Origin of the sequence: Streptomyces venezuelae (genome assembly GCF_008642275.1) — a bacterium.
In the GTDB taxonomy this organism is placed as follows: domain Bacteria; phylum Actinomycetota; class Actinomycetes; order Streptomycetales; family Streptomycetaceae; genus Streptomyces; species Streptomyces venezuelae_E.
Genome location: NZ_CP029189.1, coordinates 7,059,995 through 7,086,283 on the forward strand (window position 1 = coordinate 7,059,995; position 26,289 = coordinate 7,086,283).

Genomic DNA, 26,289 nt, shown 5'->3' on the forward strand with positions numbered 1-26,289 from the left:
GGCCGACCCGCCCCCGTGTCGTCGCCCCTCAGCTGCTGCGGGGAAGCGGCGCCCGCCACACGAGCCTGCTGCCGCCCTCCTCGGGAGTCTCGGCGGTGAAGGTACCGCCCACCCCGCGGGCCCGCTCGTCGAGGTTGCGCAGTCCGCTCCTGCGCCCCTGCGGGGGAATGCCCGTTCCGTTGTCCGAGACGGTCAGTACGATCTCGCCCTGCCCGGCCCTGAGGGACACCCCGACCCGGGTCGCCCGGGCGTGGCGTGCCGCGTTGCTGAGGAGCTCGCCCAGCGCCGCCACCACGTGGTCGGCGATCTGCGCGGGTACGTCGGTGTCGAGGAGTCCCTCCATGCTCAGGAGCGGCGGATGGCCGAGGGAGGCGGCCGCGTCGCCGACGGCCCGGGCGGCACGGGCCCGCAGCCCGGGCTCGCCCTCCCGGTCCCGGGTGCGGAGCCCGAAGATCGTCGATCGGATGATCTTGATCGTCTCGTCCAGGTCCTCGACCGCCCGGCCGACCCGCTCGGCAGCCCCCTCGTGTTCGACGAGCCGGGCGGCGCTCTGCAGGGTCATGCCGGTGGCGAACAGCCGCTGGATGGCCAGGTCGTGCAGGTCGCGGGCGATCCGGTCGCGCTCCTCCAGCAGGGCTATCTGCTCGGCGTCCCGGCGGCGTTCCGCCAGCTCCAGGGCGATCGCGGCCTGACCCGCGAAGGCGACGAGCGGCTCCAGCTCACCCTCGCCGAAGGCCGGATCTCCAGGAGAGCGCGACAGCAGCAGCACCCCCCGGCCGGCCCCGCCTCCGGTGCCGAGCGGAACCGCCACGGCCGGTCCCAGCCCCGCCCGTCCCCGCATTCCGGCCTCGGCCGCGTAGCGACCGTCGTCCGAGGCCTGCAGGGTCGTGACGGGCCTGCCCGCGCGGTGCGCGGCCCCGGAGAGCGTCCCCTCGAACGGGACGACGAGGTCCTGCCACGCGGCCCGGTCCGCTCCGGCCGCGAACTCCACCACCAGGCCGTCCACACCGTCCACCGGAACGGCGATGTGCGCGAGCCGCGCCGCGGTGATCTCCTGGGCGCGCCGGGCGATGAGTTCCAGTACCGCCGGGCGCGAACTCCCGGACAGCAGGCTCTCGGTGATCTCCGCATTCGCCCTGAGCCAGCGCTGCTGGCGCTGCGCCCCCTCGTAGAGCCGTGCGTTGTCGATCGCCACGCCTGCCGCCACCGAGAGGGTGGAGATCACGGTCTCGTCCTCGGTGTCGAAGTCGACGCCGCCCCGCTTGTCGGTCAGGTAGAGGTTCCCGAACACCTCGTCACGAACCCGGATCGGCACGCCGAGGAAGGTGCGCATCGGCGGGTGATGGGCCGGGAACCCGTGGGAGGAGGAGTGCGCTCCGAGATCGGTCAGGCGCAGCGGCTCCGGATGGTGGATGACCTCACCGAGCAGGCCGTGGCCGGCCGGCAGCGGACCGATGTCGGCGATCTCCGCGTCGGTGAGGCCCACGGTCAGGAACTGCGCGAGCCTGCGCCCGTCGGGACCGATCACGCCGAGGGCGCCGTACTCGGCGTCCACCAGCAGCGCGGCCGCCTCCACGATGCGCCGGAGCACCTGGGCGAGGTCCAGCTCCCGTCCCACCGAGACGACGGCCTCCAGCAGGCTGTGCACCCGGTCGCGCGTGCCGCGCACCTCGTCGATGCGTACCTGGAGCTCGTCCAGCAACTCGTCGAGCCGCATCCTCGGCACCTGCGTCAACGGATCCCCCACACCCACGCCCTGCTCCTCCGCCCACCCGATGGCACGCCAAGCGGCCAGCGTATCGACACGCCGGGGCCCGGAGGGCGTCGTTGCGTGCGGACGCCTGCCGTGACTGACTGGACCGAAGCGCCCGGCGACGATCGGCAGGTACGGACATGGGACTCGGCAAGGCGGTCTACGAGGCGGAGCTGCTGCGACTGCAGACGGAGCTGATCAAGGTCCAGGAATGGGTGCGCGTCCAGGGGGCCCGGCTGGTCGTCGTCTTCGAGGGGCGGGACGCGGCGGGCAAGGGAGGCACGATCAAACGGGTCGCCGAGCACCTCAACCCCCGCGTGGCCCGCATCGCGGCCCTTCCGACGCCTACGGAGCGGCAGCGCACGCAGTGGTACTTCCAGCGCTACGTCGAGCACCTGCCGGCCGCGGGCGAGATCGTCCTGTTCGACCGCAGCTGGTACAACCGTGCCGGAGTCGAGCACGTCATGGGCTTCTGCACGCCCGCGGAACACCAGCTCTTCCTCCGGCAGTGCCCGGTCTTCGAGCGGATGCTGGTGGAGGACGGGATCCTGCTCCGCAAGTACTGGTTCTCCGTCAGCGACGCGGTCCAGGAGGAGCGGTTCCGGCGCCGGGCGCAGGATCCGCTGCGGCGATGGAAGCTCTCCCCGATGGACCTGGAGTCCCTCACCCGCTGGGAGGCGTACTCGCGGGCCAAGGACGAGATGCTGGTGCACACGGACACGGCCGACGCCCCCTGGTACGTGGTCGGGAGCGACGACAAGCGCAGCGCGCGACTCAACATGATCGCCCACCTGTTGTCCTCGATCCCCTACGAGGACGTGGCCGTGCCTGAGCCCGTCCTGCCGGCCAGGCCCCCGTCGACGGGATACGAGAGGCCTCCCAGGGAACTGCAGACCCTCGTGCCCGATCACGCGGCCACACTCCGGAAGGACTGAGCCGCCGCGGGCCGGGGCCGCCCGGTGACGCCGCTCGCCGCTCGCGCAGCCGTCAGTAGCCCTCCAGGGCCTCCCGTACGAGGCGGTGCGCGTACGCGGAGTCGAGGCCGCCGGGCCGGAAGAGGATGCGGTACATCATCGGTGCGACGACCTGGTCGAGGACCTTCTCGACGTCCGGAGCGGCTTCGCCGCGCTCCGCGGCCCGGTCGAGGATGACGCGGATCTGGTCCGCCGCGTACGTGGAGCACTGGCCGGCGTTCGTACCGTCCGGATCGCCCAGGAGGGCGTCGCGGACGTAGGACTGGCCTGCCGGGGAGGCCATCTCCTCGAGGAACTGCTCGGCCCAGTTCTCCAGCTCCGCCGACAGCGATCCCAGTTCCTCCGGCGCAGTGTCCGGACGCAGGTGCTCGACGGCCACGTCGGACAGCAGTTCCTGCAGGTCGCCCCAGCGGCGGTAGATGGTGGACGGGGTGACGCCGGCGCGGGCGGCGACGAGAGGGACGGTCAGCGCCGAGCGGCCCGCCTCCGCCTGGAGCTCGCGCACTGCGGCATGGACCGCCTCCTGCACCCGGGCGCTGCGACCGCCGGGGCGAACCATGGGTTTTGGGCTCATGGGGCCAAGGTTAAAGCAAATCCGTAGCTTCATGGCACGAGATGACGCGCTAAAGCTAAATGATTGCCTTAAGGGCATCGGGGAGGTACGGTCCTCGATCGAGGGCCTCCGGGGCTCGCGTCCGACGCGAGCGGCGTACCCGTCGCATGGCCCGATCGGGATCTTCCGGGAGTACGGGATGACGCACAGCAACAGGGTCTTACGCTCCATGAGCCGACGCGGATTCATGGGGGCGGCCGCGGGTGCCGGCGTGGGTGTCGGCGCCGCCGGTGTGCTCGGTGCGGGTGAAGCCCTTGCGGGTACCAGGCCGGGCACCGCCTCCGCCGCCTCGGGGTCCAGGACGCAGGTGTCCACGATCGCCCTGGGCAGGATCACGGTCACCCGTGTGGTCGAGTTCCACGGCGAGTTGGGGCTGACGTCGCGCGACGTGCTCCCGGAAGGGGGGAAGGAGCTGTGGCAGGAGAACAGGTCCTGGCTCAGCCCGGACTTCTGGGACCCCGGTACCGACATGCTCTCCATGGCGTTGCAGACCTGGGTCGTGCGCAGCGAGGGCAGGACGATCCTGATCGACACGGGAGCCGGAAACGACAAGTTCCGCCCCTACGCCAAGCACTGGCAGTACCTGGACACGGGCTTCCTGCGCCGCCTGGCCCAGGCCGGTGTCAGGCCTCAGGACGTCGACATCGTGGTCAACACCCACCTGCACAACGACCACGTCGGCTGGAACACCCGGCGGGAGGGACGGGCCTGGGTGCCCACCTTCCCCCGTGCCACCTATCTCATCCCCCGAATCGAATTCGACTACTGGAACCCCCGAAACCCCTCGGGGCCCGACAACCCGGCCGGCCAGAACGTCTGGGAGGACAGCGTGCTGCCCGTCCACGAGGCCGGACTGGTGGAACTGTGGGACGGCGCCCACACCATCGACTCCGGCCTTCAGCTCGATCTGGCGCCCGGGCACACCCCCGGATCGTCCGTGGTCCGGCTCCGGTCGGGAACCGACCGGGCGGTGTTCGTCGGCGATCTGCTGCACACGCCCCTCCAGCTCGAACACCCGGAGCTCAACAGCTGCTTCGAGGAGGACGCGAAGCAGGCCCGTGTCACCCGGCGGGCCATGCTGGAGTGGGCCGCCGACCACAACGCCCTCCTCCTGCCGGCGCACCTTCCCGGCCATGGCGCCGCCGAAGTGGCGCGCGACGGCAGCAACTTCAGGATCAAGGAGTGGGCGGGCTTCAGCCGCATCTGACGCGGCCGGGAGACCACATCGGCCGGCGGTCCGCGCCGTCCGGGACCGGACGACGGGGACCGCCGTGAAACGCAGGGCCGTGAAACTGGGCCGGGGGCCGGGGGCCGGGGGCCGGGGGCCGGGGGCCGGGGGTCGGGGACGGGGCGACGACAACGCCCGGACCGGCCGGTCAGCTCACTTGGTCCGCGTCGAGACGCTCACACCGCTGAAGTCCCGCGCGGCCGCGAGGCTGAAGTAGACCCAGCCGGACGGCGGGTTCTCGATCGTCAGGGTCTCGCCGTTGCCGGCGCCGGTGGACTTCGCCTGGTGGCTGCCGGTGGTGGCCCAGCTGCCGCCGCCGTAGTAGAGGTCGGCGTTGCCGGTGCCGCCGCTGCTGGTGATGGTGAGCTCCTTGACCCCCGCCGGCAGGTACAGGAAGTGGTAGCTGTAGTTGCCGACGGTGGCCGCGAGGTTGTCCCGGCGGCAGTTCCGGTCGAACTGACGGGGGTCAACGGCGGTGCAGAGCGGTGTCGTCGGGGCCTCCGGCAGGGGGCCGCAGTCGTCGGTCGCGCAGGTGGTCGTCAGCCAGGTGGCGAAGTCGGCGTCGTAGCCGGTGCCGATGGTCTGCTTCAGGAAGGTGCGGGCGCCGTTCCAGTCGCCGGCGCGGTACTTGTCGAGGACGGTCCCGATGTCGGCGGGGTGCTTCTGGAGCATGTAGCGGACCGCGAGGAAGCCCCAGCGGTAGACCCGGTTCGAGTTGACCTCGGGGTTCTCGTCCTGGTCGTAGACGGTGTCGAACAGGTCGCTGAGCTTGTAGGTCCTCCTGCCGGCCTCGGCGATGGCCTCGGCGTTGCGCTCGCCGCGGTACCCGAACGAGATGTTCTCGGCGATGCCCTCGACCCACCAGATGGTCGGCGTGGTCATGCCGGCCTCGAAGTCGCCGTACATGTCGTACCGGCCGTCGAGGTAGTGGGTGTACTCGTGGTTGAGGTTCCAGATCTGGAAGTCAGGGCGCAGCCAGTGGGCCTCGTGGGCGATGAAGCGGGCCTGGTTGCCGGCCGCCGCCGGATCGCCCTCCTCGTACATGCCGCCGTTGTCGACGTCGATGTCGTAGATGGCCCAGGCGTACAGCGCGTACTGGGTGTAGTCGTCGAAGACGACGACCTCGAGGTTGGTGTTCACGTCGCCGGGGATGGCGCCCCTGTCGCCGATGACCCGGTGGAAGTACGCGTCCTGGTTGACCAGGCTGGTGCAGGTGCCGCCCAGCTGGCCGGGGGACATGTCCTGGGCGCGGATCTTCAGGCCCGGGGTGCACGCGTGCTGGATCGGCAGGATCGCCGGGAGCACGCGCCCGCCCAGGTCGCAGATGGCGTAGGCCGCGCAGTTGTTCCGGTCGTACTGGCGCGTGTACCAGCCCAGGTTCATGGTGATCGGCGCGGTGGGGCCGACGTTCGGGTACCGGTTGATCAGGTCCTTCAGCAGCGGCCGGACCCGGTCCTTGAGCTCGGGGACGTCGAGGGCGTAGCCGAGGTAGCGGCCGACGTTGCTGACGACGTCCAGGCGGTTCAGCTGCGCGCCGTTGCGCGTGACGAAGCCGGCCCAGGTGTCGAGGACGGTGGGGTCGGCCTTGAGGGCGGCCCGCCAGCCGCGGCCGTCGTCCTCGGCTTTGAAGCCGTTCTCGACGACCCGTTCGACGTGCTGCATGGCCAGGTTCATCTGGGCGGGCCACGTGCCGTCGTAGCTGCCGAGCATCCACTTCACGACGCCGGCGTACCGGCCCGCGGCGTGGGCGCTGTCGATCAGCGTGACGACCTCGTTGAGGATCTCGCCGTTCGCGTCGGTGACGTCCTTGCTCCGCGGGGCGGCGAAGAAGGCGTCCAGCGCGCCGCGCGCCGCGCCGTCCAGCGCGGTGCCGTAGTCGCCGACGACGTCGGCGTTGTTCTCCTGCACGTAGTAGCCGGCGCGCAGGAACATCACCAGCTGCCCGACGGAGGCGCTGTTGCTGCCCGAGTACGTGGCGGAAGCGTCGCGCAGCGCGTCGGCGACGGTCACCATCTGGGCCTCGCGGAAGGCCTTTCGCGCGTTCTCCCCGGTGAGGTCGAACAGCGGATAGGTGCAGGTGATCCGGGGGAGGGCCGTGAGCTGCCGGACCAGCGCGCTGCCGGCGGAGTTGATCACGCCGGAGAGGTCGCCGCACTCGTCCCCGGCGGCGGCGGACGACCGCTTGTCGGCCTTGCCGGCCTTGTCGGCGGGGAGGGTCGGGGCGGGTGCCGAGGCGGACTCCTCGGGGCTGTCCTGGGAGGAGATCCGGAAGCGGGAGCCGTTGCTCAGGGCATCGGGCGACTTGGGGACGGGGATCGACCGCGGCGCCGAGGCCGCGGTGCCACGTGCGTTCGCGCCGGCGGCAGCTGGGGCGCCGCCGGAAGCTGCCTGACTCTGCGGTGCGAACAGGCCGAGCACGAGGAAGGCGGCTGCGCCGAGCGCGGGGAGTCTGCGCGCACCGGCCTTCGATATCCGGAAGGGAAGCATCTGTGGGGGCCTCCGGGGCCGTTGTGGCCACGTGATGGGGACACGAGGTCGTTGACATGTGACATGTAAAATTTCACATGTTCCGTCGCGCTGGAAGTGCTTGGACAGGATTCACCTCCGGACACGCCGGCGTCCCACGCGGTGCGGAGCTCCGTCTGGCAGGCTCGCAACGGGCCCCCGGGGCGTGGTTCCCCGGGGGAGTGCCGCCGTCTCTGAGGGAGACCCAGTGCAGACGTTCCTTCCGTTTCCGTCCTTCGACGCCTCGGCGGCCGCACTGGACGCGCGCCGCCTCGGCAAACAGCGGGTCGAGGCCGTGCAGGTGCTGCGCGGCCTGGTCGTACCCGGGTACGGATGGAGCAGGCACCCGGCGGTGCGGATGTGGGCGGGGTACGAGGAGGCCCTGGTCCGCTACGGATTGGAGATCTGCGGGGTGTGGACGGCCGAGGGGCGTGCCGACACCTGCGCCGCCACCCTGATCCAGGACTACGGGGCCTGGCGGCCGGGGGACGCACCGCGGACGCAGGAGCGGTTGGCCACCACCGGGGACCTGCCTCCGTGGCTCGGCGCACCGGACTTCCACCGGAGCCACCAGTCCGCGCTGGTGCGCAAGGACCCGGCCTTCTACCGGGAGCGCTTCCCGGGCGTACCGGACGACCTGCCGTACGTATGGCCCCGGTCCGACCGTGAAACGGGCGGAGCGTCGTGACGTGCCGACTCCGCCCGGAACGCGGCGCGGTGGAGCTCGGACGCAACGGGTTCCGAGGACGGCCGCTCCTCAGCGTCACAGACCGGTCACAGGCGCCACACGCCACCCTCCGTCCCGGCAGCATGGCGTGATGCGCACCCACCACATCGCCCTCACCCTCATCGCGGCTGCCACCGCCGTCCTCGGCCTCACCGCCTGCAACCCGCAGACCACCGACACCGGCAAGCCCACGGCCCCCGGCACGCCGGCCGCGAGCGTCCCGGCGACGGCCGGTTCGGGCTCCTCCTCCGCGACCAAGAAGACCGCCACCCTGCCCCATCTCGTCGGCAAGGGGCTTCAGAGCGCCCAGGACGAGGCGCAGGCCGCCGGGTTCTACTCCCTCAAGTCGCACGACGCGCTCGGCCGCGACCGGCTCCAGGCCCTCGACCGGAACTGGAAGGTCTGCTCACAGACCCCCGCCGCCGGCGCGGGCATCGACACCGGCACGGCGATCGACTTCGGCGCGGTCAAGCTGGAGGAAACCTGCCCGGCGGCCGACGCACCCGCCCCCAAGCCCGCGGGCGACACGATGCCCGACTTCGTGGGCCAAGGCATGAAGGCCGTCCGCGGCGCCCTGCCGTCCAACGCGAGCATCACCGTGAAGGACGCGTTGCAGGGCCGCATGGTCCTGCAGGAGTCGAACTGGAAGGTCTGCGCCCAGGACCCGAAGGCCGGGACGGCGCTGTCCGGACAGCCGGTCTCCTTCACCGTCGCCAAGACGGAGGAATCCTGCCCCTGAGGCGCTGCTGTCCCCGCCGGCGCCGGGCGAGCCCGCCGCCGACGACATGGCCGAACCACCGGGCACGAGGAGGGGACGCGCGCTGGGCCGCGCGCATCGACGGGTTGTTCGCGGCGCGCCGGTCCGTACGCGCGAGACCGACGCACGGAAGGCTGGCGCCATGCGGAAACTGATCTACGGCATGAACCTGACCCTGGACGGCTACATCACCGCGCCCGGCGACGACATCGGCTGGAGCGTCCCGAGCGACGAGCTGTTCCAGTTCTGGTCCGACCAGTTGCAGGCCACCGAGCTGTCGCTGTACGGGGGCAGGCTGTGGCAGACGATGAGCTCCTACTGGCCGACCGGCGACCAGCAGCCCGGTGCCACGCCGGCGGAGATCGAGTTCGCGCGCCGCTGGCGGGACATGGCGAAGGTGGTGTTCTCCTCGACGACCGGCACGGTCGACTGGAACACCCGCCTGGTCACCGGCGACGCGGTCGCCGAGATCACCCGACTCAAGGCCGAGGACGGCGGCCCGATGGACATCGGCGGCGCGACGCTCGCCGGGGCGGCCATGCGCGCCGGGCTGGTCGACGAGTACGTGCTGGCCACCGCGCCGGTCCTGGTGGGCGGCGGCACGCCGTTCTTCACCGCCCTGGACAACTGGGTGAACCTGAACCTGGTGGAGACGCGGACGCTTCCCTGCGGCGTGGTCCTGACCAGGTACGAGACGAGGCGCTGAGCAGACGGACGGACGGACGGGCCGCCCGTGCCGTACCGGCCCGGCAGGGCCAGTACGGCACCGCCCGGCCGGCGGCCGGCGGGCAGGCGGGCCGCTCAGGCGGTGTCGGCCGCCAGAACGGCGTCGATCAGCTGCCGTTGCTCGTCGGTGAGGTACGGATCCTGTAAGTTCACCAGCTTGCTGTCGACGTGGACGACGTAGCTGAAGCCGTCCGGTACGGGGTCCAGCCCCACGGGGCCCTCACCACTGAGTGCCAGCTCGGCCAGCCGTTCCAGCTCGGGCCCGTCGCTCCGGCACTCGGTTTCGAGGGAAACGCTCCGCTGTCCGCCCGCGAACCCGCCGGTGCGTGTGACGGTGATCAGCATGGTGAGACCTCCTTGAACAGAACACCGCCCGTCGGTCGTTCGCCCGGGGAGGGCCCGGAGGCGGTGTGTGGCTGCGGTCAGCCCTCGTCTGCCCCGCGAAAGCGGTCCATGCGCCCCGCCGCGTACATCGGGTGAGAGATGTCCGAAAGCGGCCCCTGCCGGCAAGCTGGACCAACTCCACACCGAGGCAGCCCGCCAATCCACGGCCGTCAATCTCGGCATGCCGAAGTTCGGTTGGAGCGATTGTCGGTTGGCTTTCTCCTGCCTCGGTGAACAGAGTCGGATATTTCGCGCAACTCAGCCATCGGGAGGTCCGACGTGATTCAACCGGAATCGGCGTTTCTGAGGGAAGCGTTCTCGCTCCGGGTCAAGATGGTCGATCAAGTCCATCAGGGCCACTTGCAGGTCCACCAAGCGTGGATGCCGTCCTGGAAGTGAAGCCAGCTCGACGACACTGTCGGACAGGCGGGAGAACCAAGCGGCGAACTTCGGGTCAGATTCCAGGCGGGCGCAGAACTCCGCGTATCCGATGCAGCGATCAGCTTCTTCGTCGTCGGCGAGGACCAGTTCCCCGATAGCCCTCTGATCACTCCGAAAGAGCTGAAAGTGAGCGTCCGGATAGGTGTCGTCATTCAGGACGTTTCCGATACGCGCAAACAGCTCCACAACTCGACGGTTGGATTCCTGGTTACCGAGATCAAGGAAATAGATGCGACGCCTGAGAATCTCAACCCAGCCGAGGTACTCGGCGAGCACATGCAGGGTGCTGCGGACTGCGTAGACCTGGTCATGACGTTGGACGAAGTGGACTCTCAAGAAGGCTTGACCGGCGATACTGAAGAGGCGCGACTGGAAATCAAATGCAGCCCAAAGCAGCGGGTCGCGATACCGGCCCATGACGTCCTGCCGCTCCTGAATGCGATGGCGCTCGGCCGACTGTCGCTCCAGGTCGTCCCTGAGGAGGGAATTTGTTCTGTTTACCCGGGCGCTGTAAGCGACGCTTGCGAGGGCTGCAAATCCGGAAATGGAGGCAACGATCAGTTCAGTGTTCACGTCATCGCATTGGGTGAGGTCGAAGCAGATAAGGATCGAGGGGTCTGTGCATCGCGAACTCTGCTACCCGAAGCGGTCATCTTCGCAAACAGTGTTTACGCCAGATGAACTATTCTTGCGCTTCCTAGGATCTTCTACCGCAGACCATCGGTGAGCTTCGTGACTGTGCTGGGAGTCGACGCGACGGCCGGCTCCGGCACCGTCCTGATACCTGGCCGAACACGCGCTCGTACTCGACGTAGTTCAGAGAAGCATGCATCCGATGCCCCATGCCGCAGGCCGGGCACCCGTCGCCCTCGGCATCCCTGCCACCCGCCGGCCCGAGTGAGCCTCAAGCTCGTCGATCCGGACGTTCGATCTCTGCTGGCGCCTGATCGACGTGGCTGACCGCAACTGCCCATGGCACCGGGACTGTCTCTCGGTCCCAGGGTGGGAGCCGGCCGAATGGACGCTCCCTGCCACCTTCCCGCTCTCAGCCGGCCAAGAGCCCTTCCTCGGAATTCTGCACTGTGACGGATACATGAGCCCGCGGTGTGCGACCCGCCTCGCCCAGGGAATCACCCGAGAGCAGAGCAACCGCCTGGCCCGCGCACTCGGCACCTGGCCCGCCTGAACGGCCCACCCACAACAACGGGATGGGAGCGGCATCAAGCAGGCAGGCCGGGAACCTCCGATGCCGTTCAGCCCGGCTCGCCTTGACCAGTGCAGAGAAGCGAACGGCTCCCCCCTCGGTGTGAGGGGGGAGCCGTTCGCATCCGGTACGGCGGTCCGCCGTCCGGGGTCAGGCGTGCCGGTGGGAGCGCCGGTTGCCGGTGACGAGACGGTAGAGGGCCAGCAGGATGACGGAGCCGACGATGGCGGCGACCCAGGTGGACAGGTCGAAGAAACCGTCGATGGAGTCGACGCCGAAGAGGACCTTGCCGAGCCAGCCGCCGAGCAGCCCTCCCGCGATGCCGATGAGCATGGTGATGATGATGCCGCCCGGGTCCTTGCCCGGCATGATCGCCTTGGCGATGAGGCCGGCCAGCAGCCCGATGAGGATCCAAGCGATGATGCCCATGATGCGTCTCCTGCCGTGCGTCGTGACGTCGGTGTCACGTCGCTTGTGCGCGCTGCTCGCGATTCCAAACGTCGTCCGTTCCGCACGGAACGGACGGGACTGCCCGCAGGCGTGCACGGAACCGGGGTTCCGGCGCATGTGCGGCCTGTGGAACGCGTGGTGTACGAGGAGGGGGCGGGCCGGTCGGAGACGGTCGAGTGCGGCATCGACGACGAGGCGAAGACGGAACGCTTCGGCGACGTCCGGCCGTCGCGCTGAAGACCCTCTGGTACGTCGAGGGGCAAGCGGCTCTGGAGACGGGCGAGTTGGTGCTCCTCGTCGGTCCGCGCTACGTGCTCTCCGTCCGCCACGGCGAGAGGCTCCGGCAGCCGAGGCGGCCCGCCGGCTGGATGCCGACCGGTCCGTGCTGCGCTTCGACACCCCGCCGACACGCCGAGACCCGCGGTTCCGGAGTCGCGCGGCGTACGTGGGAGTTCGTTTCCCGTGTGCCGTACGGGCATGAGTGGCGCGGGTCGGGAAAGCCGCCGGGTATGAGACCCATACCGAGCCGAGGACGAGGCCGTGGCGGCGACCACGAGCCTGCCGGAACCGAGCGGGACGATGTCGCGGGCCCGAGCCAGCCGGTCGAGGAGCGGGCTCCGGATCGGCCCACCGAGCTGTCCGCCCGTTCCTGGAAGGCGGTACTGCGCGGCACGGCCCGGGAGTTCCGCGACGACGAGCTGGCCGACCGCGCCGCGGCCCTCACCTACTACGGGGTGCTGGCGGTCTTCCCCGCCCTCCTGGTCCTGGTGTCCCTGCTGGGCCTGGCCGGAGAGCCGACAGCCGAGCGGCTGACGGACAGCCTGCGGCAGCTGGCCCCCGGCTCAGCCCGGGACGTGATCACGGACGCCGTCGAGCAGTTGCAGGGCCGCAGCGGCGTCGGGTCGCTGATGGCGGTCGTCGGCCTCGCCACGGCGCTGTGGTCCGCCTCCGGCTACGTGGCGGCCTTCATCCGCTCCGCGAACGCCGTCTACGACATACCGGAGGGCCGTCCGGTATGGAAGGTGCTGCCGCTGCGTCTGGCGCTGACCGTCACGCTGATGGTCCTCACCTGCGCGGGTGCGCTGATCGTCGTCTTCACCGGAGGCCTGGCACGGCAGGCGGGCGAGGTCCTGGGGATGGGTGACACCGCGCTGACGGCGTGGTCGATCGCGAAGTGGCCGGTCCTCGTGCTCCTCGTCACGATCATGATCGCGCTGCTGTACTGGGCCGCACCGAACGCCAGGAACCGCGGATTCAGGTGGGTGACGCCCGGCAGCTTCCTCGCTCTGCTGATCTGGATGACCGCCTCGGCCGGATTCGCCTTCTACGCCGCGAACTTCGCCTCGTACAACAAGACGTACGGCACGGTCGCGGGCGTGATCGTCTTCCTGGTCTGGCTGTGGATCAGCAATCTCGCGATCCTCCTGGGGCTGGAGTTCGATGCGGAGACGGCCCGCCGACGGGCGATCGCGGGGGGACTGCCCGAGGACGAGGAACCGTACGTCCGGCCCCGCGAGACCCGTGCCTGGAGCGACCAGGACCACCGCCGCATGGAGCAGTGATCGCATACGGCCGGGCCGCCCGGCCCGGCACTGCATGGTGGGTGTTGAGAATCGGCGGTGCCGGCTGACATGGTCGGATCCATGGAGTCACGGAATCTCGGTGCGGACGACTACGCGTCGATCCACGGGGCGGGGCGGGCGCTCGCCGGACGTCATGGCGGCGTCTTCACGATCAACGCCATGCTGGAGAGCTGGGCGTCGTTCGTCGAGGACGTCGAGGACGGCTTCGATGCCCAGGGCGCCTTCGAGTACGACCACGACCTGCGCTGCCGGGACTGGCTGGCCGAGGCATGGCCGATGCTGACGGAAGCCGTGCGGTCGCTTCGAGGCGGGGAGTTGAAGGAGCTGGACGCCCGCTACCTCGCCGCGACGGCCGCTCTCGAAGGGGTCGGCGCCGAACGTGCGGAGCCGGGCGGCGGACGCTGGTGGCGCTACCGGCGACCCCGACTCGTCGAGGACACGTACGGCACGGGGCTGCCGTTCGGGTGGTAGGTGGCCAAAGGCGCCCCCGGGTCGGTCCACGGGCCGTGCCGGGTCCTCGCGCCGGACGCGTGTCCCCGGCCGGGGCCCGCACGACGCCGGTCCCGGCACCCTGGTGAGGGTGCCGGGACCGGCGTCGACGCACGGGACGCGATCAGGCGAAGGGGCCGCCGAACGGGGCGCCGGCGCCGTAGTACGTACCCAGCTCCTCGCGGTAGCCCACGTCGCCGAGGTGCTTCTCCCGCTGGAACTCGGGGGCGTTCTTGATCTGTTCCTTCGTCCGGTCCACGAAGACCTTCCGTTCCTCCGGGTCGATCCTGACGACCGTGCTCGCCGGCAGCAGGACCTCCTTGCCGAAGATCCACACGCCGGTGTCGACGACCAGATAGGCGTCGGTGACCTCGTCGGAGTGCTTGTCGACCTTGCCGATACTCCCGTCGGTCGCCTCGACCTTGTACCCGGTCAGGTCCGTACCGGCCACATGGCCGGAGGTCGAGCGGTAGCTCCACAGATTCTCAGTCACGCGAATACAACTCCTCGGTCAACGGCGGCCGGCGGGAAAGACGTGCCCGCCGGTCCTCCTTGTTCCGGATGTCATGCTCGGCGGTTCCGGCGTTCCGCCTGGACTTCGCCTGCCCCGCTTCCTCCGCTTCACGCACCCGGAAGCGGGAGGGCGGTACTTCCTCCGGTGCCGGGCCCGACGAGGCCCGGCACCGGCCGCCACCCTCGCCCGTACGCGACGCTCTGTAGCGGAAAAGTTGCGGAATGTGACGCATGTGTCAATCTGGTGAGCGTAGGGATTCCTCCCTCGCCGTCAGAAGGAGTCGCCGTCATGGGCGGTATGCGGGACAAGCGCCAGGAGCCGGGCAAGGGCCGTGAGGAGCAGCGGCGTCCGCAGGGCTCCGGTCAGGACCCGGCGCACCCCGAGCCCGGCCGGTCGACGCGTCAGCCGGACCGCGAGGGGAAGACGCGCCGTCGCGAGGAGGACCTCCCGCGCGAAGACGGTCTGCGCGACGGAGCCGCCTGACCCGAGTACCACCACCCCCGCACGCAGAGCCCGGCCGGAGCCCGTAGTCACCCCGGCCGGGCTCTGTCCGTTCCGGGCACCGTTCAGGCACCGGGTCAGGCGGGCGGAACGCCGAACGGCATGCCGGAGAGGTAGTGCGTGCCCAGGGCCTCGCGACCGTCGGTGTCTGCGAGGGGCTCCCCCCGGCGGAACTCCGGAGCCGCCTCGATCTGTTCCTTCGTACGGTCCACGTGGATCTTCTGCACCGCATGGTCGATACGGGTCACCAGGCCGGCCGGCAGCAGGACCTCCTCGCCGGGGATCCGTCCGCCCGTGTCGACGACCAGATAGGCGTCGGTGACCTCGTCGGAGTGCTGGTCGACCTTGCCGATGCTGCCGTCGAGCGCCTCGACCTCGTAGCCGGTGAGGTCGGCCGCGAGGTAGTCGACGCTGATGCGGTAGGCCCACATGTTCTCCGCCATGGAACAACTCCTTCGATCGGATCCGTGGCCCCTCCGGCCCGTCGTCCGGGCGCGCGGGAACCTCCGTCGACGGCGCGCCTGCCCAGCGATCCGCGGCTTCACTCCCCGGTGGGCGAGGCCGCCGGACCGGGTGTCCGGTGCCGGGTCAGAACGGCGGGTCCGCGCTGTAGCCGCCGCCTGCCCAGTCCCCTTCCGAGGAAGCGCGTGCGGCTCTGAGCAGGGCGTAGCGCTCGCGGGCCGCGATGTCGGACGCGTCCTCCAGCTCGCTGGTGTCGTGCCCCCAGGCCTTCAGCGCGTCCAGAGCCCGGTCCCGGTGGCGCCGGTCGGTGCTCGTGGCCAGGAGACGTCCGGCGTGTCCGGCCAGATCGGTCTGGTGAGGGGTCAGGAGGGGGTGCTCCACGAGGGGGACGGCGGCCACGAGGGCGGCGTGGCGCACGTCGGCGACGTGATGAGCGAGGAGGGGGCGTACGGCGGAGAAGAACGCCGGGCGCGCGTCGCGGAAGGCGCGCATCTCGGTGTCCTCGTCGAGACAGCCGTCGTCTCGGCAACCCTCGCCGCAGGGGTGTTCCGCGAGGGCGAAGCATGCGTCGTCGGCGTCGTAGGCGGTGTCGCCGAGCCAGTCGAGCAGCCGTACGAGGGTCGGGCGGTTCGCAGGCGCCCCGGGCTCGCCGTCGAAGTCGCCTGCGGTGATGTCCGGATGGCCGAGGACCGCCGAGACGTACAGCGCCACGGGCACGGTGGCCTCGTAGATGCTGTTCTGGTGGGTCACGGGTTCCAGCGCATCCCGTAGGGCGGACTCCCTGACGAGCGGATCGGGGCTGGTCAGGAGTGCCAGGGCGACCGGCAGGGACTCGCCCGTGCCGCAGGCCGTGGCGAGCGAGGCCCAGTCCGTACGCTCCAGCAGTGTCCGGCAGGGCGGGAGTTCGCAGGGGTGCTGCTGCTCGGACCGGCTGCGGCTGCCGTGGCTGTGGCTGTGGGTCACGGATTGAGGCTATGGCGTCGACGAACCACCGTGGTGTCCGGGTGGTGCTTCGGCACCGAGATCCGGTTGCCACGGCCCACGACGCCCGGGGTTCCACGGCTGCCCGGCCCGGCATCCGCGGCGGCATCGGCTGTCCTCGGTTCGCCGCCCGTCTCCCGTGACGGATGGATCGGCCGGCCCCCGGGCCGACGGTCCAGGGGGCCGCTCCTTCGCCTCAGCCGGGGGTTCCGCGCCTCGCGGCATCGGCCTGGCGCCATTCCTCGGCCGCCTGGATCATGGTCCGGCCGACGTGCTCGAAGAAGTGGCCGATGTCCTGCATCCGGGTGCCGGCCGGTGTCGCCGAGCCGAGTACCTCGGCGCCGCGCAGGGCGAAGTCGGCCAGCATGGCGTTCTGGCGGGCGCTGGCCATCCAGCCGCGGAACCAGGCGTCGGCGTCGATGACGTACCGGTCGCGCCGCCGACCGGGGTCGCGCTCGCGCCTGATGAGTTCCTGCTGTTCGAGTTCGCCGACGGCCTTGGAGACCGAGGCGGGGCTGACCTGGAGGCGCTGGGCGAGCTCGGTGGCGGTCAGGCTGCCTCCGTCGGTGACGTACAGGCTCGTCAGTACCCGGGCGGTCATCCGGGGCAGACCCGTACCGACCATCATCGCCGTGAACTGTTCCTCCAGTTCGTGGACGGCCTCCGGGTCGCGTCCGTGGACCGCGCCGGTGGCCGCGGTCGTGGCCGCGGAAACCGTCGGGGAGATGCCCGGAGGCGCCGTGCGGCGGCGCGCGCGACCCGCGGTGGCGCGATGGGCGGTGTCGGCGCGGTAGGCGGCGGGACCACCGTTGCGGGCCACCTCCCGGGTGACGGTGGAGACGGGCCTGTCCAGGCGCCCGGCGATGTCGGTGTAGCTGAGTCCTTCCCTCAGCCCCTCGGCGATCTCCAGCCGCTCGTGGTGGGTCAGTCTGCCTCCGGGCATCGGCATTGCCTCCGTCTCAGGTCCGTCCGTGTGGCCAGTATTGCTTTCACGTCCAGCTCATTGCAAATCGTACAAGGCCCCTTTTGCATTCGACCCCAGTGTCATTGCAAGACTGTGCAGCATCGCACCCGCTTTGAGCAGGCAAAATGCAGATCGGGCAAATTTTGTGATTGACGAAAGAGTGAAAGCAATTTAGCTTTTAGTCATTCGCGAACAAGCGATCCGAACCGAGCGGGCCCGGACGAGGGCCGCTCGACGCCCTGATCGGAGTCCCGATGACGTACCTGCTCGCACCCGTGCGTGCCTGGCACCGGCCGCTGATGGTCTGCGCCGTCCTCATGTTCGGCCTGGTGCTCGTCTCCGCCGTCGGCACCGCCGTCGACGGACGGACGCTCCTGGGCGAGTCGGTGTGGGTCAAACCGCTCAAGTTCGGCTTCGCCTTCGGCCTCTACGCCGGCACGCTGGCATGGCTGCTGACCAAACTGACCCGGGGCAGGCGGCTGGGGCGTTGGCTGGGCACCGTCTTCGCGGTGGCCGCCACCGTGGAGGTGGGCGCCATCACCGTCCAGGCGGCGCGCGGCACCTTCAGCCACTTCAACGCGGACCAGAGCGACCCGGTCACCCTGGCCCTGGTCCCTCTCCTCAGCTTCGGCGTGATGGTCATCGTCGTCGCCCAGCTGATCCTCGCGGTCGTCGTCCTGATCCAGCGCACGGGCGGAGCGGCGCTCAACCGCGCCATCCGCTCCGGTCTCGCGCTCGCCACCTTCGGCATGGTCGTGCCGGTGTTCTGGATGGTCACCGAGATCCACTCCCGCACGGTGACCGACGCCAACGGCCACCCCGTGCAGATGTACCAGGGACACGGCATCGGTGATCCGGACGGCCACGGCATGCCCCTCACCAACTGGAGCGTGACCGGCGGCGACTTCCGGGTGCCGCACTTCTTCGCCCTGCACGGCATCCAGGTGCTCCTCCTGATCGCCGCGGTACTGGCCGCCCTGGCTGCCGAGCGCGTCTGGCTGCGCGACGAGAAGGTACGGGCCCGACTCGTCGGCAGTGCGGCCCTCGGCTACACCGGCCTCGTCGCGGTGGTGACCTGGCAGGCGTGGCGCGGACAGTCCCTGATCCATCCGGACACCGCGACCCTCCTCGCTCTCGCCGCGGTGCTGCTGCTCACGGTGGGGACCACCGCCCGTGTGGTCGTGACCGCCCGGCGGGCCAGCGCCCGGCGAGCCCCCGCCGAGCCCGTCACGGCGTCACCGGCTGGCCGTCCCGAGCCTTCGCACCTGGCGCGCTGACGCCACACCGCTGATCCGCCCAACCGAAACCCAACCCCGAAAGGAAGACCGACATGACCAGTCACTTCTCCACCGAGGCGACCACCGAAGCGACCACCCGGGCGACCACCGGGGGAACGCCGGCGGTCCCGGCAGCGCCCGCCGCGGCCACCCCCGACCGCTCCGCGATGCAGACCGTCCTGGACCGTGCCGCCGCCCCGGGCGGGACTCCCGGCATCGTCGTCGAGGTCCGTGACCGCCACGGCGCCTGGTTCGGTTCGGCCGGCGTCTCCGACACCGCGTCCGGGGAGAAGCGCCACCCGTCCGAGCGGTTCCGGATCGGGAGCACGACGAAGGCCTTCACCGCCACGCTCGTCCTGCAGCTGGCGGCCGAAGGCCGGCTGAGCCTCGACGACACGATGGAGCGGTGGCTGCCCGGGATGGTGACGGGCAACGGATACGACGGCCGTTCCATCACCATCCGGCACCTGCTCAACCACACCAGCGGCATCTTCAACTACGGCAACGACGCGGAGTTCTTCAAGAAGGGCATCGGCGCGGAGTGGTTCCAGCACCGCTACGACAGCCACACCCCAGCACAGTTGATCGGGATCGGGCTGGCCACCCCGGCTCCCTTCGCTCCGGGCGAGGCCTTCCTGTACTCCAACACCAACTACTTCCTGGCCGCGCTGATCGTCGAGAAGGTCACGGGCGGGACGCTCGCCGAAGCCCTCACCCAGCGGATCGTCGACCCCCTGGCGCTGACCGGGACCTACCTGCCGGGCGAGGAACCGACGATCCGAGGGCCGCACCCCCGGCACTACTCCACCCTTTTCGCCTCCGAGACCCCACCCCGGATCCACGACGCGACCGAGATGAACCAGTCCTTCGCGTGGGCGGCCGGCGGCATCATCTCGACCACGGGTGACCTGCAGCGCTTCTTCGGCGCACTGCTCGGGGGCCGGCTGCTGCCCGCCGAACAGCAGCGGGAGATGTTCACGACCGTCGACACCACGGGCCCCGTCCCGTGGATCCCGGGCACCGGGTACGGCCTGGGCGTCTTCTCCTGGACGCTGCCGTCGGGCGTCACGGTCTGGGGCAACGCGGGCGCGACGTACGGCTCGTGGACCTGCGCCATGGGCTCCCGGGACGGCGAGCACCTGCTCACCAGCCAGCTGGGCGGCGACTGGTGCGGCCTGGCCCCCTTCGTGGACGTGCTCGGCACCGAATTCGGCCCGGCCGCAGGGAACTGACGGCCCGACCGCGCCGCCCCCGCACGGGCGACCGCCGCCCCGGTCCGGGCGCTGCCACCGGCGAGGACGACCTCGCCGGCGGTGGTCCCCCGGCCGGGGCGGCGCAGGCGCGCCCGGCGCCTGTGCGAGGAGCCCCCGTCGACCGGGGTCTCTGACGGCACGCGCCGCCCGCGGGGCGTCAGGCCTGGTGCGGCAGGTCGGCCGAGTCCAGGGCGGCGCCGGCCTGAGCGGCCAGCGCGACGGCCACCAGACGGGCCTCCTCGGGCGGCAGCGGCCGGCCGGGGGACGGGTCGAGGAGGAAGCGGCCGTAGTAGTGCCCACCGCCGACGGCCCGCAGCTCGGTCTCGCCGTCCGGCCACTCGGTGTACTCGGTGATCCGCCGGCCACGGCGCAGCCAGACGCTGCCGTCGTGCTCCAGCCGCGGCAGCTGTCCCATCAGGGTTCCGTACTCGAAGCGGCAGCCGCGCAGCCCCAGCAGGCCCACCAGCTCCCGGCGCACGTACTCGACCACCACCTCCGGCGAGCCACCGTCCTCGGCGAGGCGGACGGTCGCCTGGAGGCTCGACAGGTGCGCCGAGTCCGTGACCGCGACCGCTTCGAGCCGGCGGGTACGGACCGCCAGCTGGGAGACGATCAGCCCGACGAGGAGCAGCAGGACCGCCGTCTGGATCTCGTCACCGCCGGCGATGCTGAACCGCTCGTAGGGCCTGGTCAGGAAGAAGTCGAACCAGGCCGCCGCCGACAGGGCGGCCAGCCCGCCCGCCGCCCGCGTACCCAGGGAGGCGACCGCGACCACGACGACGACCATGATCAGGGCCTCGTTCGTCGCCGAAAGACCCGACCGGAAGGGCACGAGCGCGAGTGCGACGAGGAAGGGGGCCACGAGCGCCGCGACGAGGGCGAGGGGGTCGTGGAGCCGGATCCAGTAGCCGGACATGTGAGGCCTCCCGTCCGGACGGGCCGATGGTGACGATACGCGCGGCTCAGTACCTCCCGGGCCTGGTCGGTGCGACCACGGGAGGGCCGGCAGTGCGCGGCGACGAGCCGGCCGACCACGTTCTCCGCGGTCAGGGGATCTTCTCCCTCATGCCGCGGCCGGGCCTGCCCGCCCCCAGCTCAAGCCTGCCCGTCCACGGCAGCGGCGCAACACGTGGCCGGCCCTCCTGACGGACCTCTGACATGCCCCCGACCACGCGTGCGGAACGCGCGAAGAGCCGCGGACCGGGGGAGCCGCTCGGTAAAATCCGGCGCCGGGTCTCGAAGGGGCGGCGAGTACCGGGCCCGGGGGACCGGGCGGGATTGCGGGGGCCTGTGAACGTCGCGGGAATGCACATCGGCGGCCGGTACCGGCTGGAGGCGCTGCTCGGACGCGGCGGGATGGGCGAGGTGTGGCGGGCCCACGACTCCCGGCTCGATCGCAAGGTGGCGATCAAGTTCCTCGCCCAGGATCTCGCCGACGGCCGGGTCGCCGAGCGGTTCCACCGCGAGGCCCGGGTCACGGCGCGGCTCCAGCACCCGGGTATCACCCAGGTCTTCGACAGCGGCGCGCAGGACGGGCGGCTCCACCTCGTGATGGAGCTGCTCGACGGGGCGAACCTGGGCGCGGTACTGCGGGGACGGACCTCCGGGCTCCCCGTGCACCGGGCGGTGGACCTGACCGCGCAGGTCGCCGACGCGCTCTCGTACGCGCACGGGGCGGACATCGTGCACCGGGACATCAAGCCCGCCAACCTCATGCTGGTCGCCGGAGGCCGGGTGAAGGTGTGCGACTTCGGCATCGCCCGGTTCGTCCATGCGGACTCCGGTCTGACCCGTGAGGGCACCCTGCTGGGGACGCCCGACTACATGGCACCCGAACAGTGCCAGGGCCGGCGGGTCGACGGCCGGGCCGACCTCTACGCCCTGGGCTGTGTTCTGTTCGCCCTGCTCACCGGGCGGCCGCCGTTCACCACGCACGGCGATTTCCGGGTCGTGATGCTGGATCACCTCCACACCCCGCCCCCGTGCCCGGCCTCGCTGCGGCCCGGCGTGCCCGCCGGGATCGACCGGATCGTCTCGGAACTGCTCGCGAAGGACCCCCGTGACCGCCCGGCCCATGCCGGGGCCGTGGCCGACCGGCTCAGGGACCTGGCATCCCGGCGCACCCGCGCACCGCTCTCCGCGCCCCGACCGGGCGCCACCGTCCCGCACGCCCCCCGACCGGATCCCCGGTACGCGTACGCCGGCCGCCCCGCACCGGCTGCGCCCGCCTCCGGTTTCACCCTGGAGGCGCACCACGACGAGCGTCCTCACCCGGCGGCGACCGAGGTCAACGCGATCGTGACGGTGACAGCCGCGGGAGCGGCTCCCCACGACGCGGTGACGGCGGCGCCCCGGGCCCTGGTCTTCCTGCTCGGGCTCTCCGACGGGCTTCCCGCAGCGGACTTCGACGCCGTCCGGGCCGCGGTCGGGGCTGCCGTCGACGGCCTGGACGAGGGCGCCTCCTTCGCCGTCGTCACGGGCGCGGCACATGCCCGGATGCTCTACCCCGACACCATGCGCCTGGTCCGGGCGAACGCGCAGACCAAGGCCGAGGCGCGCGCCGCGCTGGCCCGGCTGGAGCCGATCGGGGCGGTCGCCCTCGGCAGCTGGCTGCGGCTCGCCGACCGGCTGCTGGCCGCGCACGGCGACGCCGTGCGCACCGCGGTCCTCCTCGTCGACCTGACCACCACGGCCGAGAGCCCCGAGGAGCTGCCGGCCGTGCTCGCCTCGTGCGCGGGCCGCTTCTCCTGCCACGCCCGCGGCATCGGAACCGACTGGGAGGTCGCCGCGGTCAGAGCCGTCACGACGGCACTGTCCGGCACTCTGGACATCGTCGCGCATCCCTCACGGCACACGTCGCACCTGACAGGGGAACTGGCCTCGCTCGTTGCCCGGACCCGCCAGGCCTTCGCCCGTGACCTCGCCCTGCGGGTCGCGCTGCCCGGAGGCGGGCGGCTGCGGTGCGTCAAGCAGCTCACCCCGTCCGTGGACGACCTCACCGGCCACGGGTACCAGGTCGGCCCCGGCACCGGTGAGTACCCCATCGAGGTTCCGGACGGCGAGTCCCGCGAATACCACCTCCTGCTGGAGCTGCCACCCGGCCGGCGTCAGGACCGGGCGGTCGCGGTCGCGGCCGAGCTGAGCATCGTCGCGCGTCCCCCGTCCGGCGACGGACAGACGCTCGCCCGGCTGCCGATACCGGTCCGGCGGGCCCGGCAGGATCCGCACGGGACGGGCTAACCGGCGACGTCCCGGCTGCGGAGGTCCTCCAGCGTCTCGCGGCGGACCAGCAGCCGTGAGGTGCCCTCGTGGACGGCTATCACCGGAGGACGCCCGACCATGTTGTAACCGGAGGCCATGGACAGCTGGTACGCGCCCGCCACCGGTACGGCGAGCAGGTCACCGGGGTGGACGTCCCCCGGCAGCTCCACATCGGCCGCGAGAACGTCCCCGGCCTCGCAGTGCCGGCCGACGACCGTGGCCGTGCGGGCCGCGGCAGCGGAGTGCCGGCCGACCAGCCGGGGCGCGTAGCGCACCCCGTACAGGACGGGCCGCGGATTGTCGCTCATCCCGCCGTCCACGGCGACGAACACCTTCCGGCCGGTGCGCTTGACGGCGAGCACGCGGTACAGGGCGACCCCCGCGGGACCGGCGACGGCACGCCCGGGTTCGATGACGAGCCGGGGCACGGGCAGGCCCGCGGCGGCGCAGCTTTCGCCGAGTTCGGTACGCAGGCCGCGGGCCAGGGCCGTGAGGTCGAGGGCGGACTCGCCCGGCCGGTAGGCGATGCCGTGGCCGCCGCCCATGTCCAGTTCGGGCAGGACGACGCCGTGTGCGTCACGGACGAGGGCCATCAGCCCGACCATGGTGCGCAGGGCGACGAGGTAGGGCTCCACCTCGGTGATCTGGGAGCCGATGTGACAGTGCAGGCCGGTCAGTTCGAGCCGGGGCTGGCCGAGGATCCGGGCGACGGCGTCCTGCGCCGATCCGTCGGCGGGGGAGAGGCCGAACTTCTGGCCCTCGGTACCGGTGCGGATCTTCTCGTGGCCCCCGGCCGAGACGCCCGGCACCACCCGCACCATCACCCTCTGGCGCCCCTGCGGTCCGACGGCGGCCGCGATCCGGGCGATCTCGGACGGTCCGTCGACGACGATACGGCCGACCCCGAGCCGCAGCGCCGCCCCGATGTCCCGGGGCGCCTTCGCGTTGCCGTGCAGCACGATCCGCTCCGGCGGGAACCCGGCGGTGACGGCGAGTTCCAGCTCCCCGGCGGAGCAGACGTCCAGGCCCAGTCCCTCCTCCTCCACCCAGCGCACCATCGCGCGGCAGAGGAAGGCCTTGGCGGCGTAGAGGACGTCGGCCTCGGGGAGGGCCGCCCGGTAGGTACGGCACCGCTCGCGGACCTCACCCTCGTCCAGAACGTAGGCCGGGGTGTCGAACCGGTCGGCGATCTCCGCCAGCGACACCCCGCCGACGGCCATGTCACCGTGCGGAAGCCGGGTGGTGGAGGCGGGCCACACGGACAGTTCACCGGCTCCGGCCGGAATCTCGGAAAGCGAGGCGATGGCCATGGTGCGGTTCCCTTCAGGCGGTCCGGGCAGTGGTCTCGGGAGCCTGCGCCACCGAAGCGGTGACCGCCCCGGCAGCCGCGTCAGGAGCGGGCCCGGCAGCCGTCCCGGTCACCGCGGGCGCCGTGAGGGTCGGGTCGACGGTCAGCAGCGACGCTCCGACCGGTTCCGCCATCGCGCGGAGCGCGGACCCGGAGAGCCGGATCCACTGCTGGCCGGCGCCGAGCGTCGCGGCCAGCCGCTGCGCACTGGTGAAGCCCACGGCGGTGCGTGCTCCCAGCGGGGTGCGGAACAGCCGTACCACCACCCCCGGCCTTCCCGGCAGGACCCGTACGTACAGGGGCCCGGCCGGGACGCGTTCCTCGGGCTCCGGGTCGTCGTCGTACTGGAACAAACACATGAGGCCCTCCCAGAGGAACCACGAGTGACGGGTGGGGCCCCGGACACGGGGAGGCGTCCGGGGCGCGACAAGGACGCTATCCCCGCCGGTACGCACCTGTGGCCGCCCCATGACGGGTCCTTGACGGCCGCGGACCGAGCCCATACGGAACGCTGACGGCCCCGCCCCGGCCGGAGAGGCCCGGCCCCGGCCGCAGAGGCCCGGCCCCGGCCGCAGAGGCCCCGCCCCGGCCGCAGAGGCGGCACCCCGGCCGGGCGGGCCCACGTACGCCCGCGTGACCAGCGCGGTCCACCCGGAAGGCAGCACCCGGAAACGGCTGCGAGGACATCTCCGCCGAGTCGGAGGAGCATCTAGTGCTGTGAGGCTGGTACGGCGCGCCGTGCCCCGGCGGGTACGAGGCGGCGCACATCGGCCGGCCCTGAGGAGGAAGGCCATGATCGTCGACTGCGCACACTACCGGGACGGGCGTCGACAGCACGAGGGCGCGATGCCACTGGAGCAGGCGGCCGCACGCTGCCGGCAGGGCGGGTTCGTCTGGCTGGGCGTCTTCGAACCAGGTCCCGAGGAACTGGACCGGGTCCGCGGGATCTTCGGGCTCCACGAGCTCGCCGTCGAGGACGCCTCGGCCTTCCACCTGCGACCGAAGGCCGAGCAGTACGAGGACGGCACCGAACTGATCATCCTGCGCACGGCACGCTACGACGACGAGCGCGAGGAGATCGACACCGGCGAGATCAGCGTCTTCCTCGCCGACCACTTCGTGATCACCGTCCGCCAGGGCATCGCGAGCGAGCTGCACGAGGCCCGGAGCCGGCTCGAAAGCCGCCCCGAGCTGCTCAAGGCCGGCAGCGCCGCCACGCTGTGGGCGATCCTCGACCAGGTCGTCGACAGCTACGCTCCGGTCGTCGGCGAACTGGAGCGCGACATCGAGCAGATCGAGGCCACGGTGTTCTCCGGGGAGGTCGCCCCGACCGAACGGATCTACTCCCTGCGCCGCGAGGCCACCGACTTCTACCGGGCCGTCCACCCGCTGCTCGCCGTGCTCACCAGGCGGCTGCAGCCAGGCAGGACCCCGCCCGCGCTCCGGCCGTACATGCGTGACGTGCACGACCACCTGCTCCTGGTCAACGAGGAGGTCGCCGCCCAACGCGACCTCCTGGCCACGGTCCTGGAAGCCAACATCGCCGTGATCTCCGTGGAGCAGAACAAGATCAACCTCCGGCAGAGCGCCACCATGGAACGGCTCACGATCCTCGCGAGCGTGTTCCTCCCGCTGTCCTTCGTGGTCGGCTTCTTCGGACAGAACTTCCCCTGGCTGATCGCCCACATCAGCGGCTTCACGGCGTTCCTCACCCTCACCGTCCTCGGGCTGCTCCTGCCGTGCCTGATGCTGTACGTCTGGCTGCACCGGCGCCGCAGCCGTCCGACACCGCCGGCGCCCGGGGCGAGCCGCGCCGCCCGGCACGCCCCGGCGGCGTCCGCGAAGTGAGGACGGAGCCCCGTTCCATACAGGAACGCGCTCCGAGCTGGGCCTT

The 26,289-nt window shown here is 71.3% G+C and carries 25 protein-coding genes; 12 read left to right on the forward strand and 13 right to left on the reverse strand.

Translation table 11 applies throughout. The features are described from left to right. Positions 1-28: 28 nt before the first annotated feature. Positions 29-1,717, reverse strand: coding sequence for a GAF domain-containing sensor histidine kinase (locus tag DEJ51_RS31315; protein ID WP_150262265.1), 1,689 nt, complete (start codon positions 1,715-1,717; stop codon positions 29-31). Between the two features lie 176 nt (positions 1,718-1,893). Here DEJ51_RS31315 and ppk2 point away from each other — a divergent pair, with 176 nt between their 5' ends. After that, positions 1,894-2,688, forward strand: a complete 795-nt coding sequence (gene ppk2, locus DEJ51_RS31320) for a polyphosphate kinase 2 (RefSeq protein ID WP_150260993.1) — start codon at positions 1,894-1,896, stop codon at positions 2,686-2,688. 52 nt (positions 2,689-2,740) lie between these two features. Here ppk2 and DEJ51_RS31325 read toward each other — a convergent pair whose 3' ends face one another. Continuing rightward, positions 2,741-3,301, reverse strand: a complete 561-nt coding sequence (locus tag DEJ51_RS31325) for a TetR/AcrR family transcriptional regulator (protein WP_150260994.1) — start codon at positions 3,299-3,301, stop codon at positions 2,741-2,743. A 346-nt stretch (positions 3,302-3,647) separates the two neighbouring features. Between DEJ51_RS31325 and DEJ51_RS31330 the strand changes: the two genes are divergently transcribed. After that, the gene (locus tag DEJ51_RS31330; protein WP_190621027.1) at positions 3,648-4,547 is read left to right on the forward strand and encodes an MBL fold metallo-hydrolase; all 900 of its coding nucleotides are present in this window, start codon (positions 3,648-3,650) and stop codon (positions 4,545-4,547) included. Positions 4,548-4,721: 174 nt separating this feature from the next. Here the strand turns inward: DEJ51_RS31330 and DEJ51_RS31335 are convergent, their stop codons facing one another. Next, positions 4,722-7,055, reverse strand: a complete 2,334-nt coding sequence (locus DEJ51_RS31335; protein ID WP_150260995.1) for a M9 family metallopeptidase — start codon at positions 7,053-7,055, stop codon at positions 4,722-4,724. Positions 7,056-7,281: 226 nt separating this feature from the next. Between DEJ51_RS31335 and DEJ51_RS31340 the strand changes: the two genes are divergently transcribed. From DEJ51_RS31340 to DEJ51_RS31350, 3 genes are all read left to right on the forward strand, one after another. Further along, positions 7,282-7,761, forward strand: a complete 480-nt coding sequence (locus DEJ51_RS31340; RefSeq protein ID WP_150260996.1) for an MSMEG_6728 family protein — start codon at positions 7,282-7,284, stop codon at positions 7,759-7,761. A 130-nt stretch (positions 7,762-7,891) separates the two neighbouring features. Continuing rightward, complete coding sequence (locus DEJ51_RS31345; RefSeq protein WP_150260997.1) at positions 7,892-8,539, forward strand: hypothetical protein; 648 nt, start codon at positions 7,892-7,894, stop codon at positions 8,537-8,539. Between the two features lie 160 nt (positions 8,540-8,699). Continuing rightward, the gene (locus DEJ51_RS31350; protein WP_150260998.1) at positions 8,700-9,263 is read left to right on the forward strand and encodes a dihydrofolate reductase family protein; all 564 of its coding nucleotides are present in this window, start codon (positions 8,700-8,702) and stop codon (positions 9,261-9,263) included. 95 nt (positions 9,264-9,358) lie between these two features. Here the strand turns inward: DEJ51_RS31350 and DEJ51_RS31355 are convergent, their stop codons facing one another. The 3 genes from DEJ51_RS31355 to DEJ51_RS31370 all read right to left on the reverse strand — a co-directional run bounded on the left by DEJ51_RS31355 (position 9,359) and on the right by DEJ51_RS31370 (position 11,741). Further along, positions 9,359-9,628: a protealysin inhibitor emfourin gene (locus DEJ51_RS31355; protein WP_150260999.1), complete on the reverse strand. Its 270-nt coding sequence runs from the start codon at positions 9,626-9,628 to the stop codon at positions 9,359-9,361. 297 nt (positions 9,629-9,925) lie between these two features. Further along, positions 9,926-10,681: a hypothetical protein gene (locus DEJ51_RS31360; RefSeq protein ID WP_150261000.1), complete on the reverse strand. Its 756-nt coding sequence runs from the start codon at positions 10,679-10,681 to the stop codon at positions 9,926-9,928. 781 nt (positions 10,682-11,462) lie between these two features. Then, a complete protein-coding gene (locus DEJ51_RS31370) occupies positions 11,463-11,741 on the reverse strand; it encodes a GlsB/YeaQ/YmgE family stress response membrane protein (RefSeq protein ID WP_150261001.1) in 279 nt (92 codons plus the stop codon). A gap of 530 nt (positions 11,742-12,271) precedes the next feature. Between DEJ51_RS31370 and DEJ51_RS31375 the strand changes: the two genes are divergently transcribed. Further along, positions 12,272-13,324, forward strand: coding sequence for a YihY/virulence factor BrkB family protein (locus DEJ51_RS31375; protein WP_150261002.1), 1,053 nt, complete (start codon positions 12,272-12,274; stop codon positions 13,322-13,324). Positions 13,325-13,405: 81 nt separating this feature from the next. Further along, complete coding sequence (locus DEJ51_RS31380) at positions 13,406-13,816, forward strand: hypothetical protein (RefSeq protein WP_150261003.1); 411 nt, start codon at positions 13,406-13,408, stop codon at positions 13,814-13,816. A gap of 142 nt (positions 13,817-13,958) precedes the next feature. On the opposite strand, the gene DEJ51_RS31385 is transcribed toward DEJ51_RS31380, so the two are convergent. Next, the gene (locus DEJ51_RS31385; RefSeq protein ID WP_150261004.1) at positions 13,959-14,327 is read right to left on the reverse strand and encodes a PRC-barrel domain-containing protein; all 369 of its coding nucleotides are present in this window, start codon (positions 14,325-14,327) and stop codon (positions 13,959-13,961) included. 309 nt (positions 14,328-14,636) lie between these two features. Between DEJ51_RS31385 and DEJ51_RS31390 the strand changes: the two genes are divergently transcribed. Further along, complete coding sequence (locus DEJ51_RS31390; RefSeq protein ID WP_150261005.1) at positions 14,637-14,831, forward strand: hypothetical protein; 195 nt, start codon at positions 14,637-14,639, stop codon at positions 14,829-14,831. Between the two features lie 95 nt (positions 14,832-14,926). Here DEJ51_RS31390 and DEJ51_RS31395 read toward each other — a convergent pair whose 3' ends face one another. The 3 genes from DEJ51_RS31395 to DEJ51_RS31405 all read right to left on the reverse strand — a co-directional run bounded on the left by DEJ51_RS31395 (position 14,927) and on the right by DEJ51_RS31405 (position 17,235). Further along, complete coding sequence (locus DEJ51_RS31395; protein ID WP_150261006.1) at positions 14,927-15,292, reverse strand: PRC-barrel domain containing protein; 366 nt, start codon at positions 15,290-15,292, stop codon at positions 14,927-14,929. Positions 15,293-15,437: 145 nt separating this feature from the next. Next, complete coding sequence (locus tag DEJ51_RS31400) at positions 15,438-16,274, reverse strand: hypothetical protein (RefSeq protein WP_150261007.1); 837 nt, start codon at positions 16,272-16,274, stop codon at positions 15,438-15,440. Between the two features lie 214 nt (positions 16,275-16,488). Further along, positions 16,489-17,235: a GbsR/MarR family transcriptional regulator gene (locus DEJ51_RS31405; protein WP_150261008.1), complete on the reverse strand. Its 747-nt coding sequence runs from the start codon at positions 17,233-17,235 to the stop codon at positions 16,489-16,491. Between the two features lie 275 nt (positions 17,236-17,510). Here DEJ51_RS31405 and DEJ51_RS31410 point away from each other — a divergent pair, with 275 nt between their 5' ends. Next, positions 17,511-18,533 (forward strand): hypothetical protein, encoded by a 1,023-nt coding sequence (locus tag DEJ51_RS31410; protein WP_150261009.1) that lies wholly within the window; start codon positions 17,511-17,513, stop codon positions 18,531-18,533. A 53-nt stretch (positions 18,534-18,586) separates the two neighbouring features. After that, positions 18,587-19,765 (forward strand): serine hydrolase domain-containing protein, encoded by a 1,179-nt coding sequence (locus DEJ51_RS31415; RefSeq protein ID WP_150261010.1) that lies wholly within the window; start codon positions 18,587-18,589, stop codon positions 19,763-19,765. A 178-nt stretch (positions 19,766-19,943) separates the two neighbouring features. Here DEJ51_RS31415 and DEJ51_RS31420 read toward each other — a convergent pair whose 3' ends face one another. Next, positions 19,944-20,702 (reverse strand): DUF4118 domain-containing protein, encoded by a 759-nt coding sequence (locus DEJ51_RS31420; RefSeq protein WP_150261011.1) that lies wholly within the window; start codon positions 20,700-20,702, stop codon positions 19,944-19,946. A gap of 374 nt (positions 20,703-21,076) precedes the next feature. Here DEJ51_RS31420 and DEJ51_RS31425 point away from each other — a divergent pair, with 374 nt between their 5' ends. Continuing rightward, positions 21,077-23,026, forward strand: coding sequence for a serine/threonine-protein kinase (locus DEJ51_RS31425; RefSeq protein ID WP_190620795.1), 1,950 nt, complete (start codon positions 21,077-21,079; stop codon positions 23,024-23,026). On the opposite strand, the gene lysA is transcribed toward DEJ51_RS31425, so the two are convergent. Both lysA and DEJ51_RS31435 read right to left on the reverse strand, forming a co-directional pair. Next, positions 23,023-24,357 (reverse strand): diaminopimelate decarboxylase, encoded by a 1,335-nt coding sequence (gene lysA / locus DEJ51_RS31430; RefSeq protein ID WP_150261013.1) that lies wholly within the window; start codon positions 24,355-24,357, stop codon positions 23,023-23,025. The genes DEJ51_RS31425 and lysA overlap by 4 nt on opposite strands. Positions 24,358-24,370: 13 nt before the next feature. Continuing rightward, on the reverse strand, positions 24,371-24,754 hold the full coding sequence (locus tag DEJ51_RS31435; RefSeq protein ID WP_150261014.1) for an SAV_915 family protein: 384 nt from the start codon (positions 24,752-24,754) through the stop codon (positions 24,371-24,373). Between the two features lie 433 nt (positions 24,755-25,187). Between DEJ51_RS31435 and DEJ51_RS31440 the strand changes: the two genes are divergently transcribed. Further along, on the forward strand, positions 25,188-26,243 hold the full coding sequence (locus DEJ51_RS31440) for a magnesium and cobalt transport protein CorA (RefSeq protein WP_150261015.1): 1,056 nt from the start codon (positions 25,188-25,190) through the stop codon (positions 26,241-26,243). Positions 26,244-26,289 lie beyond the last annotated feature (46 nt).